We start from the raw sequence: 22,826 nt of genomic DNA on the forward strand, positions 1-22,826 counted from the left end.
CCGGCCGGCCAGGCGGAGGGGGGATGACCGGGATGGGCGTACGCCTCGTGGTGGTGGACGACCACCGCCTGCTCGCGGAGGCGCTCGCCTCGGCGCTGAAGCTGCGCGGGCACCGGGTGCTCGCGGCGGCCGCGCCGGTGGCGGGGGCCGCGGAGCTGGTGGTGAGCCGGGCGCCGGAGGTCTGCCTGCTGGGCACCGCGGCGCCGGACGCGCCGGGGACCTTCGACCCGGTCGTACGGATCAAACGGGAGCGGCCGCAGGTGGCCGTCGTGGTGCTCGGCCCGGTGCCGTCGCCGCGCGGGATCGCGGCGGCGTTCGCGGCAGGCGCCTCGGGATACGTCCGGCACGACGAGCGCATCGAGGGCGTCGAGCGGGCCTTGGTGAAGGCGCGGGCGGGGGAGCCGGCGGTGTCGCCGCAGCTGCTCCAGGGGGCCTTCGCGGAGCTGCTGCATCCCTCGGCGCAGCCGGACGACGAGGCACAGCGGCTGCTCCGGCTGCTCACGCAGCGGGAGGTGGAGGTCCTGGTGCGGGTCGCGGAGGGCGAGGACACCCGGCTGATCGCGGCGGGGATGGGGATCGCGCCGAGCACGGCGCGGACGCATGTGCAGCGGGTCCTGATGAAGCTGGGGGTGGGTTCGCGCCTGGAGGCGGCGGCGCTCGCCGCGCGCACGGGGCTGCTCGACCGGGCGGTGCCGGGACCCCGCGGCCCGCGCTGAGGATGCACGTCCGGCCGGCCCCTTCCGTGTGAGGGGGCCGGCTTCGCCATTGACGGTGATGTTCGAATGTGATTCTTTGTGCGTGGTTCTGTTTGGTCCTGCCCGGAGGGCACCCCCGTGAAGAAGACCGTCACCACGCTCGCCGACGGGCGCGAGCTGATCTACTACGACACGCGCGACGACATCGTCCGCACCGCCGTCGACCCGCGCCCCCTCACCCCCGTCGTCTCCCGCTCCGAGATCCGTCACGACGAGCTCACCGGCGACCATGTCGCCGTCGCCTCGCACCGGCAGGCCCGCACCTACCACCCGCCGGCCGACGCCTGCCCGCTCTGCCCCGCCCGGGACGGCCGCGAGAGCGAGATCCCCGAGGCGGACTACGAGGTCGTGGTCTTCGAGAACCGCTTCCCCTCGCTCTCCGGCGGAGTCGGCCGCTGCGAGGTCGTCTGCTTCACCGACGACCACACCGACTCCTTCGCCGACCTCACCGAGGAGCGCGCCGCGCTCGTCCTCGACGCCTGGACCGACCGGACCGCCGCGCTCTCCGCCCTGCCCGGAGTCGAGCAGGTCTACTGCTTCGAGAACCGCGGCGCGGAGATCGGCGTCACCCTGCCCCACGCGCACGGCCAGATCTACGCCTTCCCGTACGTCACGCCCCGCACGGCCGCCATGCGCCGCCGCGCCGACGAACACCGCGCGGCGACCGGCCGGAACCTCTTCGACGACGTCGTCGCCCGCGAGAGGGCCGACGGCGAGCGGGTGGTCCTGGAGACCGGGCACTGGATCGCCTTCGTGCCGTACGCCGCCCACTGGCCGTACGAGGTCCACCTCCACCCGAAGCGCCGGGTGCCCGACCTGCTCGCCCTCGACGCCGCCGCGCGCACAGAGTGCGCACAGGTCTACCTGGAACTCTTGAGGCGCTTCGACCGGATCTTCGGCCCGGACGAGCCGCCGACGCCCTACATCGCCGCCTGGCACCAGGCGCCGTTCACGGACGAGCGGCGCGAGGACTTCGGACTGCACCTGGAGCTCTTCACCGTCCGACGGGCCTCTGACAAGCTGAAATTCCTCGCGGGCACCGAGTCCGGCATGGGCGCGTTCATGAACGACATCCGGCCGGAGGACGCGGCCCGACGACTCCGAGAGGTGGCAAGCGCATGACACGGAAGTATCTGGTGACGGGGGGCGCCGGGTACGTGGGCAGCGTCGTCGCCGCCCACCTCCTGGAGCGGGGCCACCGCGTCACCGTCCTCGACGACCTCTCCACCGGCTTCGCCGAAGCCGCCCCCGAGGGCGCCGAGTTCATCGAGGGCCGCATCCAGGACGCCGCGCGGTGGCTCGACTCCTCCTACGACGGCGTGCTGCACTTCGCCGCCTTCTCCCAGGTCGGCGAGTCCGTCGCCAAGCCGGAGAAGTACTGGGAGAACAACGTCGGCGGCACCATGGCCCTGCTCGCCGCGATGCGCGCCGCCGGCGTCCGCGAGCTGGTCTTCTCCTCCACCGCCGCCACCTACGGCGAGCCGGAGACCGTGCCGATCACCGAGACCGCGCCGACCGCCCCCACCAGCCCGTACGGGGCGAGCAAGCTGGCCGTCGACCACATGATCGGCGGTGAGTGCGCCGCCCACGGCCTGGCCGCCGTCTCGCTGCGCTACTTCAACGTGGCCGGGGCGTACGGCTCCCTCGGCGAGCGCCACGCGCCCGAGTCCCATCTGATCCCGCTCGTCCTCCAGGTCGCCCTCGGCCGGCGCGAGGCGATCTCCGTGTACGGCGAGGACTACCCGACCCCGGACGGCACCTGCGTCCGCGACTACATCCACGTCGCCGACCTCGCCGAGGCCCACCTCCTCGCGCTCGACGCCATGACGGCGGGGGAGCACCTGATCTGCAACCTCGGCAACGGCAACGGCTTCTCCGTCCGCGAGGTCGTCGAGACCGTCCGCAAGGTCACCGGACACCCGATCCCGGAGCTCACCGCCCCGCGCCGGCCCGGCGACCCCGCCGTCCTGGTCGCCTCCGCCGAGGCCGCCCGCGAGCGGCTCGGCTGGACGCCGTCCCGCCCGGACCTCGCGGACGTCGTCGCCGACGCCTGGGCCTTCGCCCGTCTCCAGGAGGAGGGCGCGTGAGCCTCGCCGCCGACTTCCAGGCGCTGTACGGCGCCGCGCCCGACGGCCTCTGGGCCGCCCCCGGGCGGGTCAACCTGATCGGGGAGTACACCGACTTCAACGACGGCTTCGTGCTGCCGCTCGCGCTGCCGCACACCACCGTCGCCGCCGTCTCCCGGCGTGACGACGGCGTCCTGCGCCTGCACTCCGCCGACACCGGCGGCGGGATCGTCCGACTGGACGTCGAAAGCCTGGAGCCGCTCTCCGGCGGCGGCTGGGCCGCCTACCCGGCCGGTGTCGTCTGGGCGCTGCGGGAGGCCGGGCACCCGGTCGCCGGCGCCGACGTCCACCTCGCGTCGACCGTGCCCACCGGTGCCGGGCTCTCCTCATCGGCGGCCCTGGAGGTCGTCATCGCGCTCGCCCTGAACGACCTGTTCGGTCTCGGGCTCTCCCGCCCCGAGCTCGCCCGGCTCGCCCAGCGCGCCGAGAACGCCTTCGTCGGCGTGCCCTGCGGGGTCATGGACCAGATGGCCTCCGCCTGCGCCGAGGAGGGCCACGCCCTCCATCTGGACACCCGGGACCTCTCGTACCGTCAGGTCCCCTTCGACCTGGCGGGGGAGGGGCTGCGGCTGCTCGTCGTCGACACCCGCGTGAAGCACGAGCTCGGCGACGGCGCGTACGCCGAGCGGCGCGCCGGGTGTGAAGCGGGTGCGCGGGCGCTCGGCGTCCGCACCCTGCGCGAAGTCAATTCCGCGCATCTGCCCGAATCACTCGCACGACTGAGCGACGAGACGATTCTGCGGTACGTACGGCACGTCGTCTCCGACAACGCGCGCGTGGAGCGGACCATCGCCCTCCTCGACGCCGGCGCCACCCGCGCGGTCGGCCCGGTCCTCACCGAGGGCCACGCCTCCCTCCGGGACGATCTGCGGGTGTCCTGCCCCGAGCTCGACCTCGTCGTCGAGGCGGCGAACGCGGCCGGGGCCCTCGGCGCCCGGATGACCGGCGGCGGCTTCGGCGGCTCCGCCATCGTGCTGGTGGAGACCGAGCGGGCGGAGGAGGCGTCCGCCGCCGTGGAGAAGGCCTTCGCCGCGGCCGGACACGCGGCCCCGGGGATCTTCCCGGCCGTGCCCTCGGCGGGCGCGCGCCGCCTCTGAGCGACCGCCGGGTGGGCGCGCGCCGCCTCTGAGCACCCGCCCTCACCCCGGATGGCCTACGCCCCGGCCACCGCTCGCGTTCCCACGACTTCGGACAGTTCCGCGAAACGGCCCCCACCACGGCGCCCCGCCCCTACTCTGAGGGGCAGCGCCGGTGGGGGCCGGTGCTGTTCAGGGGGCGAGACCCGTCGGGTACGGCGCCAGAAGCGGGGTAGCAGTCAACGCACGGCGGCGGCCGTGCCGACGACGGACCCGCCTCCGGCGCCGTACCCGCGTCGGTCCGTTCCTCGACACTTGGGAGTGTCCGTGGCACGCATCCGCGTCCTGGTGGTGGACGACCACCGCATCTTCGCCGAATCGCTGGCCGCCGCCCTCGCGGCGGAGCCCGACGTCGACGTCGCCGCCGCCGGCAGCGGCCCGGCGGCCCTGCGCTGCCTGGAGCGCGGCGCGGCGGAGGGCCGCAGGTTCGACGTGCTGCTCGTCGACGCCGAGCTGGGCGCGGGACCCGCGGCGGGCGCGGCCGTGGCGCGCGCGGTGCCCGACGACGCCGAGGGCACGGTCGACGGGATCTCGCTGGTCACGGGCGTACGGCGGGTGCAGCCCGCACTCCGCACGGTCGTCCTCGCCGAGAAGGACGACCCGCGCCGCGCCGCCCTCGCGCTCCAGGCGGGGGCCTCCGGCTGGGTCGCGAAGGACTGCTCGCTCCAGCGGCTGCTCGCGGTGGTCCGGGGCGTGCTGCGGGACGAGACGCATCTGCCGCCCGCGCTGCTCACGGGCGTGCTGCGGGAGCTGACGGAGGCCCGCAGGCACCGGACGGACAGCGAGCGGCTCGTGGAGTCGCTGACCCCGCGCGAGCGGGAGGTGCTGCGCTGCATGGTGGCGGGTCTGGGCCGCAAGGCGGTCGCCGAGCGCCTCTTCCTCTCCCCGCACACCGTCCGTACGCACATGCAGAACGTGCTGGGGAAGCTGGGCGTGCACTCGACGCTCGCGGCGGTGGCGCTGGCCCGCCGGGCGGGCGTGGGCCCCGCGGAGCCGGCGCTACCCGGGGACGTTGTCGAACGGGGCGGTCAGCCGGCGTAGCAGCCCGGCCAGTTCGCCGCGCTGGGCGCGGGAGAGCTGGGCCAGGATGGCGCGCTCCTGGGCGAGGAGTCCGGCGAGCGCCTCGTCGGCGCGGTCGCGGCCCTCGGGGGTGAGCCGGACCAGGACCCCGCGCCGGTCGCTGGGGTCGGGGAGCCGCTCGACGAGGCCCTTCTTGGTGAGCCGGTCGATGCGGTTGGTCATGGTGCCCGAGGTGACCAGCGTCTGGGTGAGGAGCTGGCCGGGGGAGAGCTGGTACGGGGCTCCGGCGCGGCGCAGCGAGGTGAGGACGTCGAACTCCCAGGGCTCCAGCTGGTGCTCCGAGAAGGCGAGCCGACGGGCCCGGTCGAGGTGGCGGGCGAGCCGCGAGACGCGGCTGAGCACCTCGAGCGGTTCCACGTCGAGGTCGGGGCGCTCGCGGCGCCATGCTGCGACCAGTCGGTCGACCTCGTCCTCCATGACGATCAGTGTAGAGGGTCTGTTGACATAAAGTCTCTTGTGTTCAAGATTCTCTATATCAAGTATCTTGAGGTAAAGATATATTTTCCTGGACTATGGGGAAGGGACCCCGCCGGAACTCCGTTCCGCTTCGGCAACACGTGCCAGCAAGGGGGCTTCGAACATGCATTCCGTGGACACCGCCGCACCGACCTGGGATCCACAGCAGTACCTCCGACACTCCGGCCACCGCACCCGCCCGTTCCTCGATCTCCTCGCCCGAATACCGCAGCTGCCCGCCCAGCGGCGTCCCGCCCGCATCGCCGACCTCGGCTGCGGACCCGGCAATGTGACGGTCCTCCTCGCCGACCGGTGGACCGACGCCCACATCACCGGGTTCGACCTCTCGCCCGAGATGCTGGAGCGCGCCGAGAAGGACTGGTCGGGCACCACCAGGGGCGGCGGCTGGCTCGACTTCCGGCCCGCCGACGCCGCCCACTGGACCCCCGGCGAGCCGTACGACCTGATCGTCTCCAACGCGGCCCTCCAGTGGGTGCCCAACCACCCCGAGTCCTTCGCCGCCTGGATCGAAGGCCTCCGTCCCGGCGGCACCCTGGCCTTCCAGGTCCCCGGCAACTTCACCTCGCCCAGCCACGCCCTGCTCGGCGAGCTCTGCGAGACCCCCGAGTGGCGGGCCCGCCTCGGCGACCAGGGCCGCCGCTACGTCCACATCCTCGACACCGACGAGTACCTCACCCGCCTCACCGACCTCGGCTGCGAGACGGACGTCTGGGAGACCACGTACTGCCAGCTGCTCCAGGGGGAGGACCCGGTCCTGGACTGGGTCAAGGGCACGGCGCTGCGGCCCGTCCTGACCACCCTGGGCGAGGACCAGGAGGCGGTCGACGCCTTCCTCGGCCAGTACCGCAGGCTCCTGCGCGAGGCCTACCCGCCCGGCCCGCACGGCACGGTCTTCCCCTTCCGCAGGATCTTCGCCGTCGCGCGCAAGGGCTCGTGACATACGGGGACGCCCCGCACCGGGCATCCGGTGCGGGGCGCCCGTGAGGCACTCGGTCCGTTACTGGACGGAGTTGTAGATCCCCCAGCCGCCGCCGAGCTTGACGCGCGGGGCGAACTTGCCCGGGGTGGTGTTCAGGTAGCGGTAGAGGTCGCCGCCGGAGGTGACGCCGAGGAGGTCGGCCTTGCCGTCGGCGTTGAGGTCGCCGGGGGCGACGATCTTGGAGTACGTGTTCCAGCCGGTGCCGATCTTCAGGCGGGCCTTGAACGGCGTGGTGGCGTTGCCGGTGCCGGCGTAGAGGTACAGGTCTCCGCCGGAGGTGCGGGCCACGATGTCCGTGCGGCCGTCGCCCGTGTAGTCACCGGCGCCGACGATCTTGTTGTACGTGCCCCAGCCGGTGCCGACCTTGATGCGGGAGGCGAGGGCGGTGCCGGAGCCGTTGCCCTTGTACAGGTAGAGGTAGCCGGAGGCGTCGCGGGCGAGCAGGTCGCCCTTGCCATCGCCGGACAGGTCGCCGGGGGCCACCAGGGTGTTGTAGACGCTCCAGCCGCCGCCGATGTCGTTGCCGTCGATCCACAGGTGGCCGCTGTAGACGAAGCCGGTGTCGGACATGCCGTCGGCGTTCATCGACGAGAAGTGGAGCGGGGCCGGACCGCCCGTCAGGCCGCCGGCGCCCATGATCTCGATGCGCGGGTCCAGCTTGCCGGTGGTGCTGTTGTAGTACCAGTACCAGGCCCCGCCGGACGTGGTGGCGAAGATGCCCTCCTTGCCCGTGTACGGGATGTTGCCGGCGCCCGCGAACTGCTGGACGTCCGCCCACAAGCCCGCGGCGCCGGTCTGCACGCGCGGGGCCAGGGTGCCGTTGCCGTTGGCCGGGTAGTAGAACAGGGTGCCCGCGTTGTCCCGGGCGAGCAGGTCGCCGTCACCGGCGGGCAGGATCTGGTTGTAGATGTTCCAGCCGCCGCCGACGGACTGGCGGGCGGCGAACGGCTGGGCCGTGTCGCCCGTACCGGCGTAGAAGTACAGGGTGCCGGCGGTGTCGCGGGCGTACAGGTCGCCCTTGCCGTCGCCGTTGCCGTCGCCGAGGCCCACGAGCTGGTCGTAGGCGCCCCAGCCGCCGCCGACGAGGATCCGGCCGCCGAGCGGCGCGTCCAGGTTGCCGGTGGCCAGGTACAGGTACAGCTGGCCGTCCTTGGTGCGGGCGAGCACGTCGGCCCGGCCGTCGCCGTTCACGTCGCCGGGCGAGGTGACCTTGTTGTAGACCTGCCAGCCGCCGCCGACCGTGTGCTCGTACGGCGTGCCGGTCGGGTCGGCGTCCGCGTACAGCTTGAGCGTGCCGTTCTCCGAGACGACGAGGATCTCGGGCTCGGTGGTGGCACCGCCCTGCTGGCCGATCGGGATGATGTCCTTGGCGACCTCGTCCTCGCGGAAGAGGTCGAAGACGTCACCGGTCTGGGTGGACGTGCTCGAGTAGAGCTCGCCCTCCGTGCCGCGGAGGATGGTGTCGTCGATGCCGTCGCCGTCCAGGTCGGACAGCGGCAGCGAGGAGGCCTCGCTGGCGGCGGCGGCGCCAGCGCGGGCGGCGCCCTGCTTCGGGAGCGTCAGCTTGGGCGGGGTGAAGGAGGGCGCCTCCTTCTTGATGGACGGAAGCGGCGCCGGGGTGTCGGCGGCGGAGGCCGTGCCCGCGAGGAGCATGCCGGCGGAGAGAGCGAGAGCGGTGCAGGCCGCGACGCGGCGAGCGCGCTTGGAGTGCTGGAACAGCAAGAGATCCCCCCCAGGGATCAGAGGTTCGACAGAACCACACAGGGGGGCTCGTACGGCATCGAACGGCGTCAGCGCAGGCCACTGGGCATGCGGAGACGACCTCGTTCGAAGGTCGGAACACCCCCCCGGATGTTGAACACGATTCTACTCACGCTTGCGCCCGACGCCAGCGATCTACGGATGAACAGCAGGCGCCCCGCACCCGGCTCGGGTGCGGGGCGCCTTGCGGGCCCTGGCGGATCGTCAGGACATGCTGTTGTAGATGCCGTAGCCGGTGCCGATCTTGACGCGCGCGGCGAACTTGCCCGGGGTGGTGTTCAGGTAGCTGTAGAGGTCGCCGCCGGAGGTGACGCCGAGGAGGTCGGCCTTGCCGTCGGCGTTGAGGTCGCCGGGGGCGACGATCTTGGAGTACGTGTTCCAGCCGGTGCCGATCTTCAGGCGGGCCTTGAACGGCGTGGTGGCGGTGCCGGTGCCGGCGTAGAGGTACAGGTCTCCGGCAGAGGTGCGGGCCACGATGTCCGTGCGGCCGTCGCCCGTGTAGTCACCGGCGCCGATGATCTTGTTGTACGCGCCCCAGCCGGTGCCGACCTTGATGCGGGAGGCGAGGGCGGTGCCGGAGCCGTTGCCCTTGTACAGGTAGAGGTAGCCGGAGGCGTCGCGGGCGAGCAGGTCGCCCTTGCCGTCGCCGGACAGGTCACCCGCGCCGACGATCGTGTTGTAGACGCCCCAGCCGCCGCCGATGTCGGTGCCGTCGATGGACAGGCGGCCCTGGGAGATCTTCGCGATGTCCGACTGGCCGTCCGCGTTCATCGTGGACAGGTGGGTGAAGTTCGCGCCGTTCCAGCCGCCGACGTTCCCCAGCTGGCTGCGGGCCTCGAGGCCGCCGCCGGTCGAGGAGCGGTACCAGAACAGCGTGCCGCGGGTGTCCCGCGCGAGGACGCCCTCCTTCTCGCCGGTGACCGGGTTGTTGCCCGCCCCGGCGAACTGCGGGATGCCCGCCCAGCCGCCCGTGTCGCTGAGCTGCTGACGGGCCGCGAGGGTGCCGTCGCCGTTGCCGGTGTAGTACCAGAGCGTGCCCTTCGCGTCGCGGGCGATCAGCTCGCCGTTGCCGTCGCCGTTGTCGTCGCCGACGGGCAGGATCTGGTTGTAGGCGCCCCAGCCGGTGCCGATCTGCCTCCGCGCGGCGAGCGGGCCGGCCTTGTCGCCCGTACCGGCGTAGAACCACAGCTTTCCGGCGGTGTCGCGGGCGATCAGGTCCGCCCAGCCGTCGCCGTTGTCGTCGCCGATGCCGAGGAGCTGGTCGTAGATGTTGTAGCCGGTGCCGATCTTCACGCGCGACGCGAAGGGCGCGGTGCGGACACCGGTGGCGTAGTACAGGTAGAGGTTGCCGTCGAGGTCGCGGGCGACCAGGTCGGCGCGGCCGTCGTCGTTGACGTCGCCGGGCGCGACGACCTTGTTGTAGATGTTCCAGCCGTTGCCCTGCCAGACGTAGCTCGCGCTGGTCGGCGTCGCGTCGGCGTACAGCCGGAGGGCGCCCTGCGAGGACAGCGTCAGGAGCTCGGGGCCGCTGGCGTTCCCGTCCTGGTTGCCGATCGGGATGATGTCCTTCGGAGGCGTCGTGATGGACGTGAACTCGCCGCCCTGGCCGGAGGTCGTGGACGTGTAGACCTTGCCGTCCCAGTCGCGGTAGATCAGGTCGCCGCCGCCGTCGCCGTCGAGGTCCGACAGCTGCGGCGAGGCGCCGACGCCGGAGGCCGCCGTGACGCCCTGACGCAGCGGGCCGATCGTCGGCCGCGTCGGGGAGGGCTGGGTGAAGCGGGCCGCCGGCTTCTCGACGGCCGGGCGCGGCCCGGGCTGCGAGGCCGAGGCCGGGGTCGCGAGCAGCATGCCCGCGGACAGGACGAGCGCGGTGCAGGCGCCGAGGCGCGCGCGGGAGAAGGGAACAGAACGCAAGAGATCCCCCCCAGGGATCAGGATGTCTTCGGTCCGGGCACGGGTCCGCGGCGCCTCGCTACGGAGGAAACGCGTACGAGGGCGAACCCCCCCGGGTGTGGGGGGAGCATACCTCCCGGTCATGACTCGCCCCCGACCCTCTGGGACGGACGCGGGGACGCCCCGCACCGGCGAACCGGTGCGGGGCGTTCCGGGGAGCGCACGGCGACTAGTACAGGCCGTTGTAGATCTGGTAGCCGGTGCCGATGGAGGCGCGCGGCTTGAACGGGACGCCCGTCACGCCGGTGCCGCTGTAGCGGAACAGCTCGCCGCCCGAGTTCACCGCGAGCAGGTCGGCCTTGCCGTCACCGGTGATGTCACCGGGCGCCGCGATCTTCGGGTACGCGTTCCAGCCGCCGCCGATCCTGACGCGCGGCTTGAACGGGTAACCGGCCTGGCCCGTGCCCTGGTACAGGTAGAGCGTGCCGTCCTTGGCGCGGGCCACCAGGTCGTTCAGACCGTCGGCCGTGAAGTCGCCGGCGCCGACGATGCGGTCGTACGCGCCCCAGCCGGAGCCGACCTTGACGCGCGCGCTCACGGCGGTGCCGTACGCGTTGCCGCGGTACAGGTACAGGACGCCGGAACGGTCCCGCGCCAGCAGGTCGCCGCGCCCGTCGCCGTTCAGGTCGCCCGGGCCGATGAGCTGGTTGTAGATGCCCCAGCCGCCGCCGAGGTCGTCCTTGACGCGGTAGAGGTGGCCGTTCCAGATGTCGAGGACTTCGGAGACGCCGTCGTCGTCCATCGAGCTGGTCAAGTACATGTTGGCGCCGGCCCAGCCGCCCGTGTCGCTGATCTGCCGGCGCGGGGTCAGCTTGCCGGTCTCCCGGGTGCCGTACCAGAAGAGCGTGCCGGCCTTGTCGCGGGCGAGCATGCCCTCCTTGCCGTGCGCCGGGATGTTGCCCGCGCCGCTCAGCTGCGCTCTCTTCGCCCAGGTGCCGACGCTGCTGGCCTGCCGGCGGGTGTTGAAGTAGCCGCGGCCGGTGCCCCTGTACGAGTACAGGGTGCCTTCGTTGCTCCGCGCGAGCACGTCGCCGACGCCGTCGTGGTTGAAGTCGTCGATGCCGAGGATCTGGTTGTAGATGTTCCAGCCGTGACCGACCTCCTTGCGGGGCTTCACCGAGTACGGGCTGCCGGTGCTGCCGTAGTAGAAGAGGACGCCGGAGGGCGTGCGGGCGAGGAAGTCGCCGCGCCCGTCGCCGTCGCTGTCGCCGAGACCGATCAGGTGGTCGTAGACGCCCCAGCCGTTGCCGACCTTCTGGCGGGCGTGGAACGGGGCGCCGTACGAGCCGGTGGAGACGTACACGTACAGCTCGCCGGAGGGCGTACGGGCCAGCACGTCGGCACGGCCGTCACCGCTGACGTCACCGGGCGAGAAGACCTTGTTGTAGATCCCCCAGCCGGCGCCGGACCAGCGGAACGTGCCGTAGGACTGGGTGGTGTCGCCGTACAGGGCAAGGCGGCCGGTGGTCGACAGCGTAAGGATCTCGGGACGGCTGCCGTTCAGGTCCTGGTCGCCGATCGGGATGATGTCGTTGACGAACTGGGTGGAGTCGTCGCTGCGGGTGATCTTGGCTCCGGCGACGTCGCTGGTCGGCACCGAGTAGATCTGGCCGTTGTAGCCGCGGTAGAGGACGTCGCCGATGCCGTCGCCGTCCACGTCGGAGCGCGGCGCGTTGCCGGCCCCCGCGGTGCCGGAGATCCCGGCGCGGGCGCCGTCGGCCTTCGGCAGGATCGGCTTCGGCAGCGCGACACCGGCCGGAGCCGGTATCTCGACCGACGCGTGCGGCGCCGGCGCGTCGGCGGACGCCGGGCTCGCGAGGAGCATGCCCGCGGAGAGGGCGAGAGCGGTGCAGCCGGCGAGACGGCGGGCACGCTGGGAACGCGTGAAGAACAAGAAGATCCCCCCCAGGGATCAGAGGTTCGACGGAACCAAACAGGGGGGTTCGAACAGGCGTCGAACGGCGTCAGGGCATGGCGGAAAGCACGCGGAGACGACCTCGTAGGACGGTCGGAACACCCCCCCGGATGTTGAACAGGAGTCTACTCACCGCGCCGCCGATGACCAGATGTTTACCCCGCCGAATCCGACCGTCCGGTCGCTTCTCGCCTCCCGGCCCGCGTCCCCTCAGTTCTTGCGGTGCCCTATCAGCCGCGGCTTCTGCTCCAGACCGTCCAGACCGTGCCACGCCAGGTTCACCAGATGCGCCGCGACCTCCGACTTCTCCGGCTTCCGCACGTCCAGCCACCACTGACCCGTCAGCGCCACACTGCCCACCAGCGCCTGCGCGTACAGCGGCGCCAGCTTCGGGTCGAAGCCCCGCGCCTTGAACTCCAGGCCCAGGATGTCCTCCACCTGCGTGGCGATGTCACTGATCAGCGACGCGAACGTGCCCGTCGACTGCGCCACCGGCGAATCCCGTACGAGGATCCGGAACCCGTCCGTGTAGTTCTCGATGTAGTCGAGCAGCGCGAACGCCGCCTGCTCCAGGAGCTCCCGCGGATGCCCCGCCGTCAGTGCCCCCGTCACCCCGTCCAGGAGCTGCCGCATCTCCCGGTCCACGACGACCGCGTACAGACCTTCCTTGCCGCCGAAGTGCTCGTACACCACCGGCTTGGAGACCCCGGCCTTCGCCGCGATCTCCTCCACCGACGTGCCCTCGAAGCCCTTCTCCGCGAAGAGCGTGCGACCGATGTCGAGCAGCTGCTCCCGGCGCTCCGCGCCCGTCATCCGCACCCGGCGCCCCCGCCGGGGCTTCTGCTCTCCGCCGCTGCTGCCGGTACCGCCGGTCCTGCCCTCGATCGCCACGTCTTCCATCATGCCGCGTCTGCGGACGCGCTCTGGCGGCGGGCTTCGATGCGGGACTTCGCCGGCCAGCGCACATCGCTCGCCCAGCCCAGCTGCTCGAACCAGCGGATCAGCCGCGCGCTGGAGTCGACCTGCCCGCGCAGCACCCCGTGCCGCGCCGACGTCGGGTCCGCGTGGTGCAGGTTGTGCCAGGACTCGCCGCAGGACAGCACCGCCAGCCACCACACGTTCCCCGAACGGTCACGCGACTTGAACGGACGCTTGCCCACCGCGTGACAGATCGAGTTGATCGACCACGTGACGTGGTGAAGGAGTGCGACCCGCACCAGCGAGCCCCAGAAGAACGCCGTGAACGCGCCCCACCACGACATCGTCACCAGGCCGCCCACCACCGGCGGGATCGCCAGCGACACGATCGTCCACAGCACGAACTGGCGCGAGATCGCCCGGATCGCCGGATCCTTGATCAGGTCGGGCGCGTACTTGTGCTGCGGCGTCTGCTCCTCGTCGAACATCCAGCCGATGTGCGCCCACCACAGGCCCTTCATCAGCGCCGGAACCGTCTCGCCGAACCGCCACGGCGAGTGCGGGTCACCCTCCGCGTCCGAGAACTTGTGGTGCTTGCGGTGATCCGCCACCCACCGCACGAGCGGGCCTTCGACGGCCAGCGAACCCATGATCGCGAGGGCGATCCGCAGCGGCCGCTTCGCCTTGAAGGAACCGTGCGTGAAGTACCGGTGGAAACCGATCGTGATCCCGTGGCAGCCGACGTAGTACATGACCACCATCAGCCCCAGATCCAGCCAGCTCACCCCCCAGCCCCACGCCAGCGGCACCGCCGCGAGCAGCGCCAGGAACGGCACCGTGATGAACAGCAGCAGAGTGATCTGCTCGATCGAACGCTTGCTGTCCCCGCCCAGCGTGGCGGAGGGCAGCGACGCCTCGGCGGCGTCCGGCGCCTCGGACGCCGACGTCATCTCGGGGCTCATGGTCATGACTGTCCCTGGGGGGTGAGTGGAGGGAAACGCGTCGAAGGACGGATCCGTGGCTACGCCTCCGTAACCTACGGCGTCGTAAGTATGGCAGCGCCATGGCGCGCGGCAAGAGGGCACAAACAGGGGCCTGCCCGCCGCCCACCATGTGGACACCTATCCTGGGGACGTCGGACAGCGCGGTCCGCAAGCCTCCAGAACCCCTCCAGACGTGCTCAAACACTGCAAGGAGCCGCACCTGTGAGCAGTGCCGACCAGACCCCCACCGCCAGCACCGAGCTGCGCGCCGACATCCGCCGACTGGGCGACCTCCTCGGCGAGACCCTCGTACGCCAGGAGGGCCACGAACTCCTCGACCTCGTCGAGAAGGTCCGCCGCCTCACCCGCGAGGACGGCGAAGCCGCCGCCGAACTCCTCCAGGGCGTCGAACTCGAGACGGCCGCCAAGCTCGTCCGCGCCTTCTCCACCTACTTCCACCTCGCGAACGTCACCGAGCAGGTCCACCGCGGCCGCGAGATGCGCGAGAAGCGTGCCGCCGAGGGTGGCCTCCTCGCCCGCACCGCCGACATGCTCAAGGACGGCGACCCCGAGCACGTACGCGAGACGGTCAGGAACCTCAACGTGCGCCCCGTCTTCACCGCGCACCCCACCGAGGCCGCCCGCCGCTCCGTCCTCAACAAGCTCCGCCGGATCGCCGCCCTCCTGGAGACCCCGGTCGGCCAGGTCGAGCGCCGCCGCACCGACCTCCGCCTCGCCGAGAACATCGACCTCATCTGGCAGACCGACGAACTCCGGGTCGTCCGCCCCGAGCCCGCCGACGAGGCCCGCAACGCCATCTACTACCTCGACGAGCTGCACGCCGAGGCCGTCGGCGACGTCCTGGAGGACCTCGCCACCGAACTCGAACGCGTCGGCGTCGAACTCCCCGCCGGCACCCGCCCGCTCACCTTCGGCACCTGGATCGGCGGCGACCGCGACGGCAACCCCAACGTCACCCCCCAGGTGACCTGGGACGTCCTCATCCTCCAGCACGAGCACGGCATCACCGACGCCCTCGAACTCATCGACTTCCTCCGCGGACTGCTCTCCAACTCCATCCGCTACACCGGAGCCACCCAGGAACTCCTGGACTCCCTCCAGCGCGACCTGGAGCTCCTCCCCGAGATCAGCCCCCGCTACAAGCGCCTCAACGCCGAGGAGCCGTACCGCCTCAAGGCCACCTGCGTCCGGCAGAAGCTCGTCAACACCCGCGAGCGCCTCGCGAACGGCACCCCGCACCAGGACGGCCGCGACTACCTCGGCACCGCCGGCCTCATCCACGACCTCACCCTGATCCAGACCTCCCTGCGCGAGCACCGCGGCGCCCTCTTCGCCGACGGCCGCATGGACCGGGTCATCCGCACCCTCTCCGCCTTCGGCCTCCAGCTCGCCACCATGGACGTCCGCGAGCACGCCGAAGCCCACCACCACGCCCTCGGCCAGCTCTTCGACCGCCTCGGCGAGGAGTCCTGGCGGTACGCGGACATGCCCCGCGACTACCGGCAGAAGCTGCTCGCCAAGGAGCTCCGCTCCCGCCGCCCGCTCGCCCCGACCCCGGCCCCGCTGGACGCCGCCGGCGAGAAGACCCTCGGCGTCTTCCACACCATCAAGGAGGCCTTCGAGCGCTTCGGCCCGGAGGTCATCGAGTCGTACATCATCTCGATGTGCCAGGGCGCCGACGACGTCTTCGCCGCCGCCGTCCTCGCCCGCGAGGCCGGCCTCGTCGACCTGCACGGCGGCTGGGCCAAGATCGGCATCGTGCCGCTCCTGGAGACCACCGACGAGCTCAAGGCCGCCGACGTCATCCTCGACGACATGCTCGCCGACCCCTCCTACCGGCGCCTCGTCTCGCTGCGCGGCGACGTCCAGGAGGTCATGCTCGGCTACTCCGACTCCTCCAAGTTCGGCGGCATCACCACCAGCCAGTGGGAGATCCACCGCGCCCAGCGCCGGCTGAGGGACGTCGCCCACCGTTACGGGGTCCGGCTGAGGCTGTTCCACGGCCGCGGCGGCACCGTCGGCCGCGGCGGCGGCCCCTCGCACGACGCGATCCTCGCCCAGCCCTGGGGCACCCTGGAGGGCGAGATCAAGGTGACAGAGCAGGGCGAGGTCATCTCCGACAAGTACCTCATCCCCTCCCTGGCCAGGGAGAACCTGGAACTCACGGTCGCCGCCACCCTCCAGGCCTCCGCCCTGCACACCGCGCCCCGCCAGTCCGACGACGCCCTCGCCCGCTGGGACGCGGCCATGGACACCGTCTCGGACGCCGCCCACACCGCGTACCGCAGGCTCGTCGAGGACCCCGACCTGCCGACGTACTTCCTCGCGTCGACACCGGTGGACCAGCTCGCCGACCTGCACCTGGGCTCCCGGCCCTCCCGCCGCCCCGGCTCCGGCGTCTCGCTCGACGGACTGCGGGCCATCCCCTGGGTGTTCGGCTGGACCCAGTCCCGCCAGATCGTCCCCGGCTGGTACGGCGTCGGCTCCGGCCTCAAGGCCCTGCGCGAGGCCGGCCTCGACGCCGTCCTCGGCGAGATGTACGAGCGCTGGGGCTTCTTCCGCAACTTCCTCTCCAACGTCGAGATGACGCTGGCCAAGACGGACCTGCGGATCGCCCGCCACTACGTCGACACCCTCGTCCCCGACGACCTCAAGCACGTCTTCGACACCATCGAGGCCGAGCACGCGCTCACCGTCGCCGAGGTCCTCAAGGTCACCGGCGGCGAGCGGCTCCTCGACTCCAACCCGGTCCTCCAGCAGACCTTCGCCATCCGCGACGCCTACCTGGACCCGATCTCCTACCTCCAGGTCACGCTCCTCGCCCGCCAGCGCGCGGACGCCGAACGCGGCCAGGACCCGGACCCGCTGCTCGCCCGGGCCCTGCTCCTCACGGTGAACGGCGTGGCGGCGGGCCTCCGCAACACCGGCTGACGCCCTGCCCGTACACACGACGATGCCCCCGTGGAAACCTCCACGGGGGCATCGTCATGACGGTGTACGCCGGTGACGCGGGCCTTAGTTCTGCTGGGCCTTGCGACGACGGGTCACCAGGACCGCACCGGCGGCACCGAGCGCCAGGGCGACGGCGGCGATGATGCCGACCGGGGCGCTGGAGCCGGTCTCGGCGAGGTTGCCGCCCGCGTCCTTGACCTCGCCGCCGGTGGTCGAACCACCGGTCGTGGTCGTGGAACCGCCGGTGGCGGAGGTCTCGCCCGTGGTGGAGCCGCCGGTGGCGGTCGTCTCACCCGTGGTGGAACCGCCCGTGGCGGTGGTCTCGCCGGTCGTCGAACCACCGGTCGTGGTGGTCTCGCCGGTGGTGGAACCGCCCGTGGTGGTCTCACCGGTGGTCGAACCGCCGGTGGTCTGCTCGCCCGTGGTGGAGCCGCCCGTGGTCTGCTCGCCCGTGGTGGAGCCGCCCGTGGTCTGCTCACCGGTGGTGGAGCCGCCCGTGGTCTGCTCACCGGTCGTGCCGCCGGTGGTGGAGGTGGCCACGCAGGTGTGGGACAGGTTGAACCAGCCCTGCTTGATCACACCGTCGACATCGGCCTCGGCCGACACCAGCTTCGCGCCCGGCTCGGAGGCCACGTACGCGTGCTTGTCGGACGGCGGACCGAAGGAGGTGATGACCTGCTCGCCACCCGGCTCGAACGTCACCGTCAGCTTGACGAAGTTGACCGTGCTGCCGGGGATGACGAAGTGCCAGCCGTCCTTGTCGGCCGGGATCGTCGGGCAGTCACCGTCGTGGGACGCCTCGGACGCCAGGATCGGCGTCGGCTGGTGCAGCGCGTAGTGGTGGGAGCCGTCCGACGCGAAGGCGGCGGGGGCCAGGGCCAGGGAAGAGCCCGCCATGGCCGCGACAAGAGCGGCTGCGGGTATGAGGGAGCGTCGCATGTGCAGTCGTCCATCTGTGGGATGAGGATGCCGTGGGAGGTGGCTGGGGCAGCCTATCCGTCGCCTTAAGTCGCCTTTAAGCCAGCGGTCCATAACGATTGACCCTGGAAAGGGGTTTAAACGGGCATCAGAGGGCGAAGAACGCCGCCACCAGCACCGCACCGCCGGCCCCCGCCAGCGACCACGCCGTCCGCCGCAGCCGCAGTCCGCCGCCCACCAGCGGAGCCGCGAGCAGCAGCGCCCCGCCCAACGGCAGCCACGCGTGCAACCCGCCGCCCCAGCCCGCCCGCACACCCTCGTCCGTGCCCGGCTTCACCACCACCGGGATCGTCACGCCCTTCTCCGCCGCCACCGAACGCGCGATCGTCAGCGTCCGGCGCGTCGACGACGGATCTTCCGGGGCATAACGCCCGCTGCACGTCTCGTCGTTGCAGTCGGTCACCGTCAGCGTCCCGTGCTCACGCCCCTTCGCGAGCAGGACGTGCTGGGCGGAGTTCCACGAGGACCACGCACCCGCGACGAGGAGGAGCAGGGCGACCAGGGCCACGGCGGCGTTACGGACGTGCGTCATGACCCGCGATCGTACAGTCGTACGTTCCCGGCGCCAGGCCCTACGAGTCGCAGGCCGACCGGGCCGCGCCAGGCCCTACGAGTTGTACGCCGACTGGGCCCGCTCCAGGCCCTCCGCCACCAGGCACTCCACCGAGTCCGCCGCCCGGTCCACGAACCAGTCCAGGTCCTTGCGCTCCGTCGACGAGAAGTCCTTCAGGACGAAGTCCGCGACCTGCATCCGGCCCGGCGGACGCCCGATCCCGCACCGCACCCGGTGGTACTCCGCACCCATCGCCTTCGTCATCGACTTCAGACCGTTGTGCCCGTTGTCGCCGCCGCCCAGCTTCAGCCGCAGCACCCCGTAGTCGATGTCCAGCTCGTCGTGGACCGCCACGACGTGCGCCGTCGGCACCTTGTAGAAGTCGCGCAGCGCCGTCACCGGACCGCCCGAGAGGTTCATGTACGACATCGGCTTCACGAGGATCACCCGTCGGCTCGAAGGCCCGGGAGGCCCCATCCGGCCCTCGACGACCTGCGCCTGCGCCTTCTGCGCCCGCTTGAACGAGCCGCGGATCCGGTCCGCGAGCAGGTCCACGACCATGAAGCCGATGTTGTGCCGGTTGGCGGCGTACTCGGGCCCGGGGTTGCCGAGGCCGACGATCAGCCAGGGCGCGTTCGCGTCGTCCGTCATGTGCGTCAGGTCTCCTCGTATCCGTACAAGAGAAACGGGGTGACGGGCCCGTACGGCCCATCACCCCGTCACGTCAGGCAGAGCCTACGGCTCAGGCCTCGGCGCCCTCGGCGGCCTCGGTCTCGGCGGCCGGCTCCTCGGCCTGGGCGGCCAGGACCTGCAGGACGACGGCGTCGGCGTCGGTCACCAGGGTCGCGCCCTTCGGGAGGGTGATGTCCTTGGCGAGGACGGAGGCACCGGCCTCCAGGCCCTCCACGGAGACCGTGACGGCCTCGGGGAGGTGGGTGGCCTCGGCCTCGACGGAGAGGGTGCTGAGCACGTGCTCCAGCAGGTTGCCACCGGCGGCGAGCTCGCCCTCGGCCTGGACCGGGATCTCGACGGTGACCTTCTCGCCGCGCTTCACGAGGAGCAGGTCGACGTGGACCAGGAAGCCCTTGATGGCGTCACGCTGGACGGCCTTCGGGATCGCCAGCTCGTTGGTGCCGTCGATGTCCAGGGAGAGCAGGACGTTCGGCGTACGCAGCGCGAGGCCGAGCTCGTGGGCCGGGAGGGTGACGTGGACCGGGTCCGAGCCGTGACCGTAGACGACGGCGGGAACCTTGGAGTCGCGGCGGATGGCACGGGCGGCGCCCTTGCCGAACTCGGTGCGGACGGAAGCGGCGAGCTTGACCTCGGACATGGTGCACTCCTCGTAGAAGGTGACGAAAAAGGTGGTCACCCGGCCACGACTGGCGATGGCCTGCTACGAAGAGCGCGTCGATAACGGACCGCCGTGACCCTTACGGGCACGGCCTCCCTCGCCGAGCAACTACGGCAGTCTACCCGCCGCACCCGACCCGCCCAAATGGATCAACGGATCAGCGGACACGAAAGAAGGGCCGCTTCCCCCGACCGGGGGAAGCGGCCCTTCTCGGCTACTCGGTGGGAGCTCAGTGCTCCTCGAAGAGGCTCGTCACCGAACCGTCCTCGAAGACCTCGCGCACCGCACGCGCGATCGTCGGCGCGATCGACAGCACCGTGATCTTGTCCAGCTCCAGCGCGCCCGGAACCGGCAGCGTGTCCGTGAAGACGAACTCGCTGACCTTGGAGTTCTTCAGGCGGTCCGCGGCCGGACCCGACAGGATGCCGTGCGTGGCCGTCACGATGACGTCCTCGGCACCGTGCGCGAACAGCGCGTCGGCGGCGGCGCAGATCGTGCCACCCGTGTCGACCATGTCGTCGACCAGGACACAGACGCGGCCCTTCACGTCACCGACGACCTCGTGCACGGTGACCTGGTTGGCGACGTCCTTGTCACGGCGCTTGTGCACGATCGCGAGGGGAGCGTCCAGACGGTCGCACCAGCGGTCGGCGACCCGCACGCGGCCCGCGTCCGGGGAGACGATCGTCAGCTTGTCGCGGTCGACCTTCGCACCCACGTAGTCCGCGAGGACCGGGAGGGCCGACAGGTGGTCCACCGGGCCGTCGAAGAAGCCCTGGATCTGGTCCGTGTGCAGGTCCACGGTCAGGATGCGGTCCGCACCGGCCGTCTTCAGCAGGTCCGCCACCAGACGCGCCGAGATCGGCTCACGGCCGCGGTGCTTCTTGTCCTGACGGGCGTAGCCGTACGACGGGATGATCACGGTGATGCTCCGGGCCGAAGCCCGCTTGAGAGCATCGATCATGATCAGCTGCTCCATGATCCACTTGTTGATCGGAGCCGTGTGGCTCTGGATCAGGAAGCAGTCGGCGCCGCGGGCCGACTCCTGGAAGCGGACGTAGATCTCACCGTTGGCGAAGTCGAACGCCTTGGTCGGTACGAGACCGACGCCCAGCTGGTGCGCGACCTCCTCGGCCAGCTCGGGGTGGGCGCGGCCGGAGAAGAGCATCAGCTTCTTCTCGCCGGTCGTCTTGATCCCGGTCACAGCACTGTCTCCTCAGACGTGTTCTCTGGCCGCGATCCCGCGCCTGTCGAGCGCATGGGCGAACCAGCCGAATTTGTGTGCACGTATCACGGTACGCCGACTTCGACGTACCCGTTTCCGGTCAGCTTTCGCCGGCGGACTCCTCAGAGGCGGCCTGAGCGGCCTGCGCGGCGGCACTGCCGGGCCGCTTCCGGGCCACCCAACCCTCGATATTCCGCTGCTGGCCCCGGGCCACGGCGAGCGAGCCGGCCGGCACGTCCTTCGTGATCACGGACCCCGCGGCGGTGTAGGCCCCGTCCCCGATGGTGATGGGAGCCACAAACATGTTGTCCGAACCCGTACGGCAGTGGGAGCCGATCGTGGTGTGGTGCTTCGCCTCGCCGTCGTAGTTCACGAAGACGCTCGCGGCACCGATGTTCGAGTACTCGCCGATGGTCGCGTCGCCCACGTACGACAGGTGCGGGACCTTCGTGCCCTCGCCGATCGTCGCGTTCTTCATCTCGACGTACGTGCCGGCCTTGGACTTCTTGCCGAGGTTCGTCCCCGGACGGAGGTACGCGAACGGGCCCACGGAGGCGCCCTCGCCGACGACGGCGGAGAAGGCGACGGTGTTGTCCACGCGGGCGCCCTTGCCGACGGTGACGTCCGTCAGGCGGGTGTTCGGGCCGACCACGGCGTCCTCGGAGATGTGCGTGGCGCCGAGCAGCTGCGTACCGGGCAGGATCACGGCGTCGGCCTCGAAGGTGACGGTGACGTCCACGAACACGGAGGCGGGGTCCTGGACGGTGACGCCGGCCATCATGGCCGCGTCGAGGAGCCGCCGGTTCAGCAGGGCGCGGGCCTCGGACAGCTGCACGCGGTTGTTGATCCCGAGGATCTCGCGGTGGTCGCCGGCGACGGACGCGCCGACGCGGTGACCGGCCTCGCGGAGGATGGACAGCACGTCGGTGAGGTACTCCTCGCCCTGGCTGTTGTCCGTACGCACCTGGCCCAGGGCCTCGGCGAGCAGCTTCCCGTCGAACGCGAACACACCGGAGTTGATCTCCCGGATCGCGAGCTGGTCCGCGGAGGCGTCCTTGTGCTCGACGATCTCGGTCACGGCGCCGTCGGCGTCCCGCACGATCCGGCCGTACCCGGTGGAGTCCGGAACCTCGGCGGTCAGCACGGTGACGGCGTTGCCGTCGGCCGCGTGCGTACCGGCGAGCGCGCGGAGGGTGTCCCCGGACAGCAGCGGAGTGTCGCCGCAGACGACGACGACGGTCCCGTCAGGCGCGGCCCCGAGCTCCTCCAGGGCCATCCGCACGGCGTGCCCGGTCCCGTTCTGCTCCTCCTGAACGGCGGTCCGGGTCCCGGCGTAGTGCTCCTCCAGATGCCCCTTCACCTGCTCGCGGGCGTGCCCGACGACCACGACGAGGTGCTCGGGCTCCAGCTCCCGGGCGGCGGACACGACATGCCCGACGAGCGAACGCCCGGCGATCTCGTGCAGGACCTTGGGGGTCTTCGACTTCATGCGGGTGCCCTCACCCGCTGCGAGGACGACGACGGCTGCCAAGGGGGCCTCCCCTGTTCGAGCGGAGCCGAGAACTTGGGGGAGGTTGGCGCTCACGGGAATGCCCTTCGGCTTTGGGTGGTGGACCCACGAAGGATACCGGGGGGCAAGAAGGCGGACATGAGTGCGGGTCCT

General features: G+C 71.4%; 17 protein-coding genes and 2 pseudogenes. 7 read left to right on the plus strand and 12 right to left on the minus strand.

Features of this window, described 5'->3' with window-relative positions; translation table 11 throughout:
• Positions 1-32: 32 nt before the first annotated feature.
• The 5 genes from ACZ7HT_RS15995 (at position 33) to ACZ7HT_RS16015 (ending at position 5,058) form a co-directional block, all read left to right on the plus strand.
• Positions 33-716, plus strand: a complete 684-nt coding sequence (locus tag ACZ7HT_RS15995) for a helix-turn-helix transcriptional regulator (protein WP_471165728.1) — start codon at positions 33-35, stop codon at positions 714-716.
• 117 nt (positions 717-833) lie between these two features.
• Complete coding sequence (galT, locus tag ACZ7HT_RS16000; protein WP_471165431.1) at positions 834-1,877, plus strand: galactose-1-phosphate uridylyltransferase; 1,044 nt, start codon at positions 834-836, stop codon at positions 1,875-1,877.
• The gene (gene galE, locus ACZ7HT_RS16005) at positions 1,874-2,842 is read left to right on the plus strand and encodes a UDP-glucose 4-epimerase GalE (protein ID WP_471165434.1); all 969 of its coding nucleotides are present in this window, start codon (positions 1,874-1,876) and stop codon (positions 2,840-2,842) included. The genes galT and galE overlap by 4 nt, the downstream gene beginning before the upstream one ends.
• The gene (gene galK, locus ACZ7HT_RS16010) at positions 2,839-3,978 is read left to right on the plus strand and encodes a galactokinase (RefSeq protein ID WP_471165437.1); all 1,140 of its coding nucleotides are present in this window, start codon (positions 2,839-2,841) and stop codon (positions 3,976-3,978) included. Before galE ends, galK begins: the two co-directional genes overlap by 4 nt.
• Positions 3,979-4,284: 306 nt before the next feature.
• Complete coding sequence (locus ACZ7HT_RS16015) at positions 4,285-5,058, plus strand: LuxR C-terminal-related transcriptional regulator (protein WP_471165440.1); 774 nt, start codon at positions 4,285-4,287, stop codon at positions 5,056-5,058.
• Here the strand turns inward: ACZ7HT_RS16015 and ACZ7HT_RS16020 are convergent.
• Positions 5,017-5,514: a MarR family winged helix-turn-helix transcriptional regulator gene (locus ACZ7HT_RS16020; RefSeq protein WP_056554248.1), complete on the minus strand. Its 498-nt coding sequence runs from the start codon at positions 5,512-5,514 to the stop codon at positions 5,017-5,019. The genes ACZ7HT_RS16015 and ACZ7HT_RS16020 overlap by 42 nt on opposite strands.
• Before the next feature lie 163 nt (positions 5,515-5,677).
• Here ACZ7HT_RS16020 and ACZ7HT_RS16025 point away from each other — a divergent pair, with 163 nt between their 5' ends.
• Positions 5,678-6,511 carry a trans-aconitate 2-methyltransferase gene (locus tag ACZ7HT_RS16025; RefSeq protein WP_471165444.1) on the plus strand — a complete coding sequence of 278 codons (834 nt, stop codon included), beginning with the start codon at positions 5,678-5,680 and terminating at the stop codon, positions 6,509-6,511.
• A 231-nt stretch (positions 6,512-6,742) separates the two neighbouring features.
• Here the strand turns inward: ACZ7HT_RS16025 and ACZ7HT_RS16030 are convergent.
• From ACZ7HT_RS16030 to ACZ7HT_RS16050, 5 genes and pseudogenes are all read right to left on the minus strand, one after another.
• Positions 6,743-8,206: pseudogene (locus tag ACZ7HT_RS16030) on the minus strand (FG-GAP-like repeat-containing protein); the annotation flags it as partial.
• Positions 8,207-8,689: 483 nt separating this feature from the next.
• Positions 8,690-10,351, minus strand: a pseudogene (locus ACZ7HT_RS16035) (FG-GAP repeat domain-containing protein); the annotation flags it as partial.
• An 85-nt stretch (positions 10,352-10,436) separates the two neighbouring features.
• The gene (locus tag ACZ7HT_RS16040) at positions 10,437-12,161 is read right to left on the minus strand and encodes an FG-GAP repeat domain-containing protein (RefSeq protein WP_471165447.1); all 1,725 of its coding nucleotides are present in this window, start codon (positions 12,159-12,161) and stop codon (positions 10,437-10,439) included.
• Between the two features lie 231 nt (positions 12,162-12,392).
• Positions 12,393-13,085: a TetR/AcrR family transcriptional regulator gene (locus tag ACZ7HT_RS16045; RefSeq protein ID WP_116160544.1), complete on the minus strand. Its 693-nt coding sequence runs from the start codon at positions 13,083-13,085 to the stop codon at positions 12,393-12,395.
• Positions 13,082-14,062, minus strand: a complete 981-nt coding sequence (locus ACZ7HT_RS16050; protein WP_471165450.1) for an acyl-CoA desaturase — start codon at positions 14,060-14,062, stop codon at positions 13,082-13,084. Before ACZ7HT_RS16050 ends, ACZ7HT_RS16045 begins: the two co-directional genes overlap by 4 nt.
• 243 nt (positions 14,063-14,305) lie before the next feature.
• Here ACZ7HT_RS16050 and ppc point away from each other — a divergent pair, with 243 nt between their 5' ends.
• Positions 14,306-17,035: a phosphoenolpyruvate carboxylase gene (ppc, locus tag ACZ7HT_RS16055; protein WP_471165452.1), complete on the plus strand. Its 2,730-nt coding sequence runs from the start codon at positions 14,306-14,308 to the stop codon at positions 17,033-17,035.
• An 84-nt stretch (positions 17,036-17,119) separates the two neighbouring features.
• Here the strand turns inward: ppc and ACZ7HT_RS16060 are convergent, their stop codons facing one another.
• The 6 genes from ACZ7HT_RS16060 to glmU form a co-directional block, all read right to left on the minus strand.
• Positions 17,120-17,953, minus strand: a complete 834-nt coding sequence (locus tag ACZ7HT_RS16060; protein ID WP_471165454.1) for an LPXTG cell wall anchor domain-containing protein — start codon at positions 17,951-17,953, stop codon at positions 17,120-17,122.
• A gap of 169 nt (positions 17,954-18,122) precedes the next feature.
• Positions 18,123-18,566: a hypothetical protein gene (locus tag ACZ7HT_RS16065; RefSeq protein WP_471165457.1), complete on the minus strand. Its 444-nt coding sequence runs from the start codon at positions 18,564-18,566 to the stop codon at positions 18,123-18,125.
• A 75-nt stretch (positions 18,567-18,641) separates the two neighbouring features.
• Positions 18,642-19,238, minus strand: a complete 597-nt coding sequence (pth, locus tag ACZ7HT_RS16070; protein WP_471165459.1) for an aminoacyl-tRNA hydrolase — start codon at positions 19,236-19,238, stop codon at positions 18,642-18,644.
• A 91-nt stretch (positions 19,239-19,329) separates the two neighbouring features.
• Complete coding sequence (locus ACZ7HT_RS16075; RefSeq protein ID WP_471165462.1) at positions 19,330-19,917, minus strand: 50S ribosomal protein L25/general stress protein Ctc; 588 nt, start codon at positions 19,915-19,917, stop codon at positions 19,330-19,332.
• A gap of 250 nt (positions 19,918-20,167) precedes the next feature.
• Complete coding sequence (locus ACZ7HT_RS16080; protein ID WP_352026009.1) at positions 20,168-21,142, minus strand: ribose-phosphate diphosphokinase; 975 nt, start codon at positions 21,140-21,142, stop codon at positions 20,168-20,170.
• Between the two features lie 121 nt (positions 21,143-21,263).
• Positions 21,264-22,694 (minus strand): bifunctional UDP-N-acetylglucosamine diphosphorylase/glucosamine-1-phosphate N-acetyltransferase GlmU, encoded by a 1,431-nt coding sequence (gene glmU / locus ACZ7HT_RS16085; protein WP_471165465.1) that lies wholly within the window; start codon positions 22,692-22,694, stop codon positions 21,264-21,266.
• Between the last annotated feature and the right edge of the window lie 132 nt (positions 22,695-22,826).

This window comes from Streptomyces sp. NPDC037410 (genome assembly GCF_055602235.1).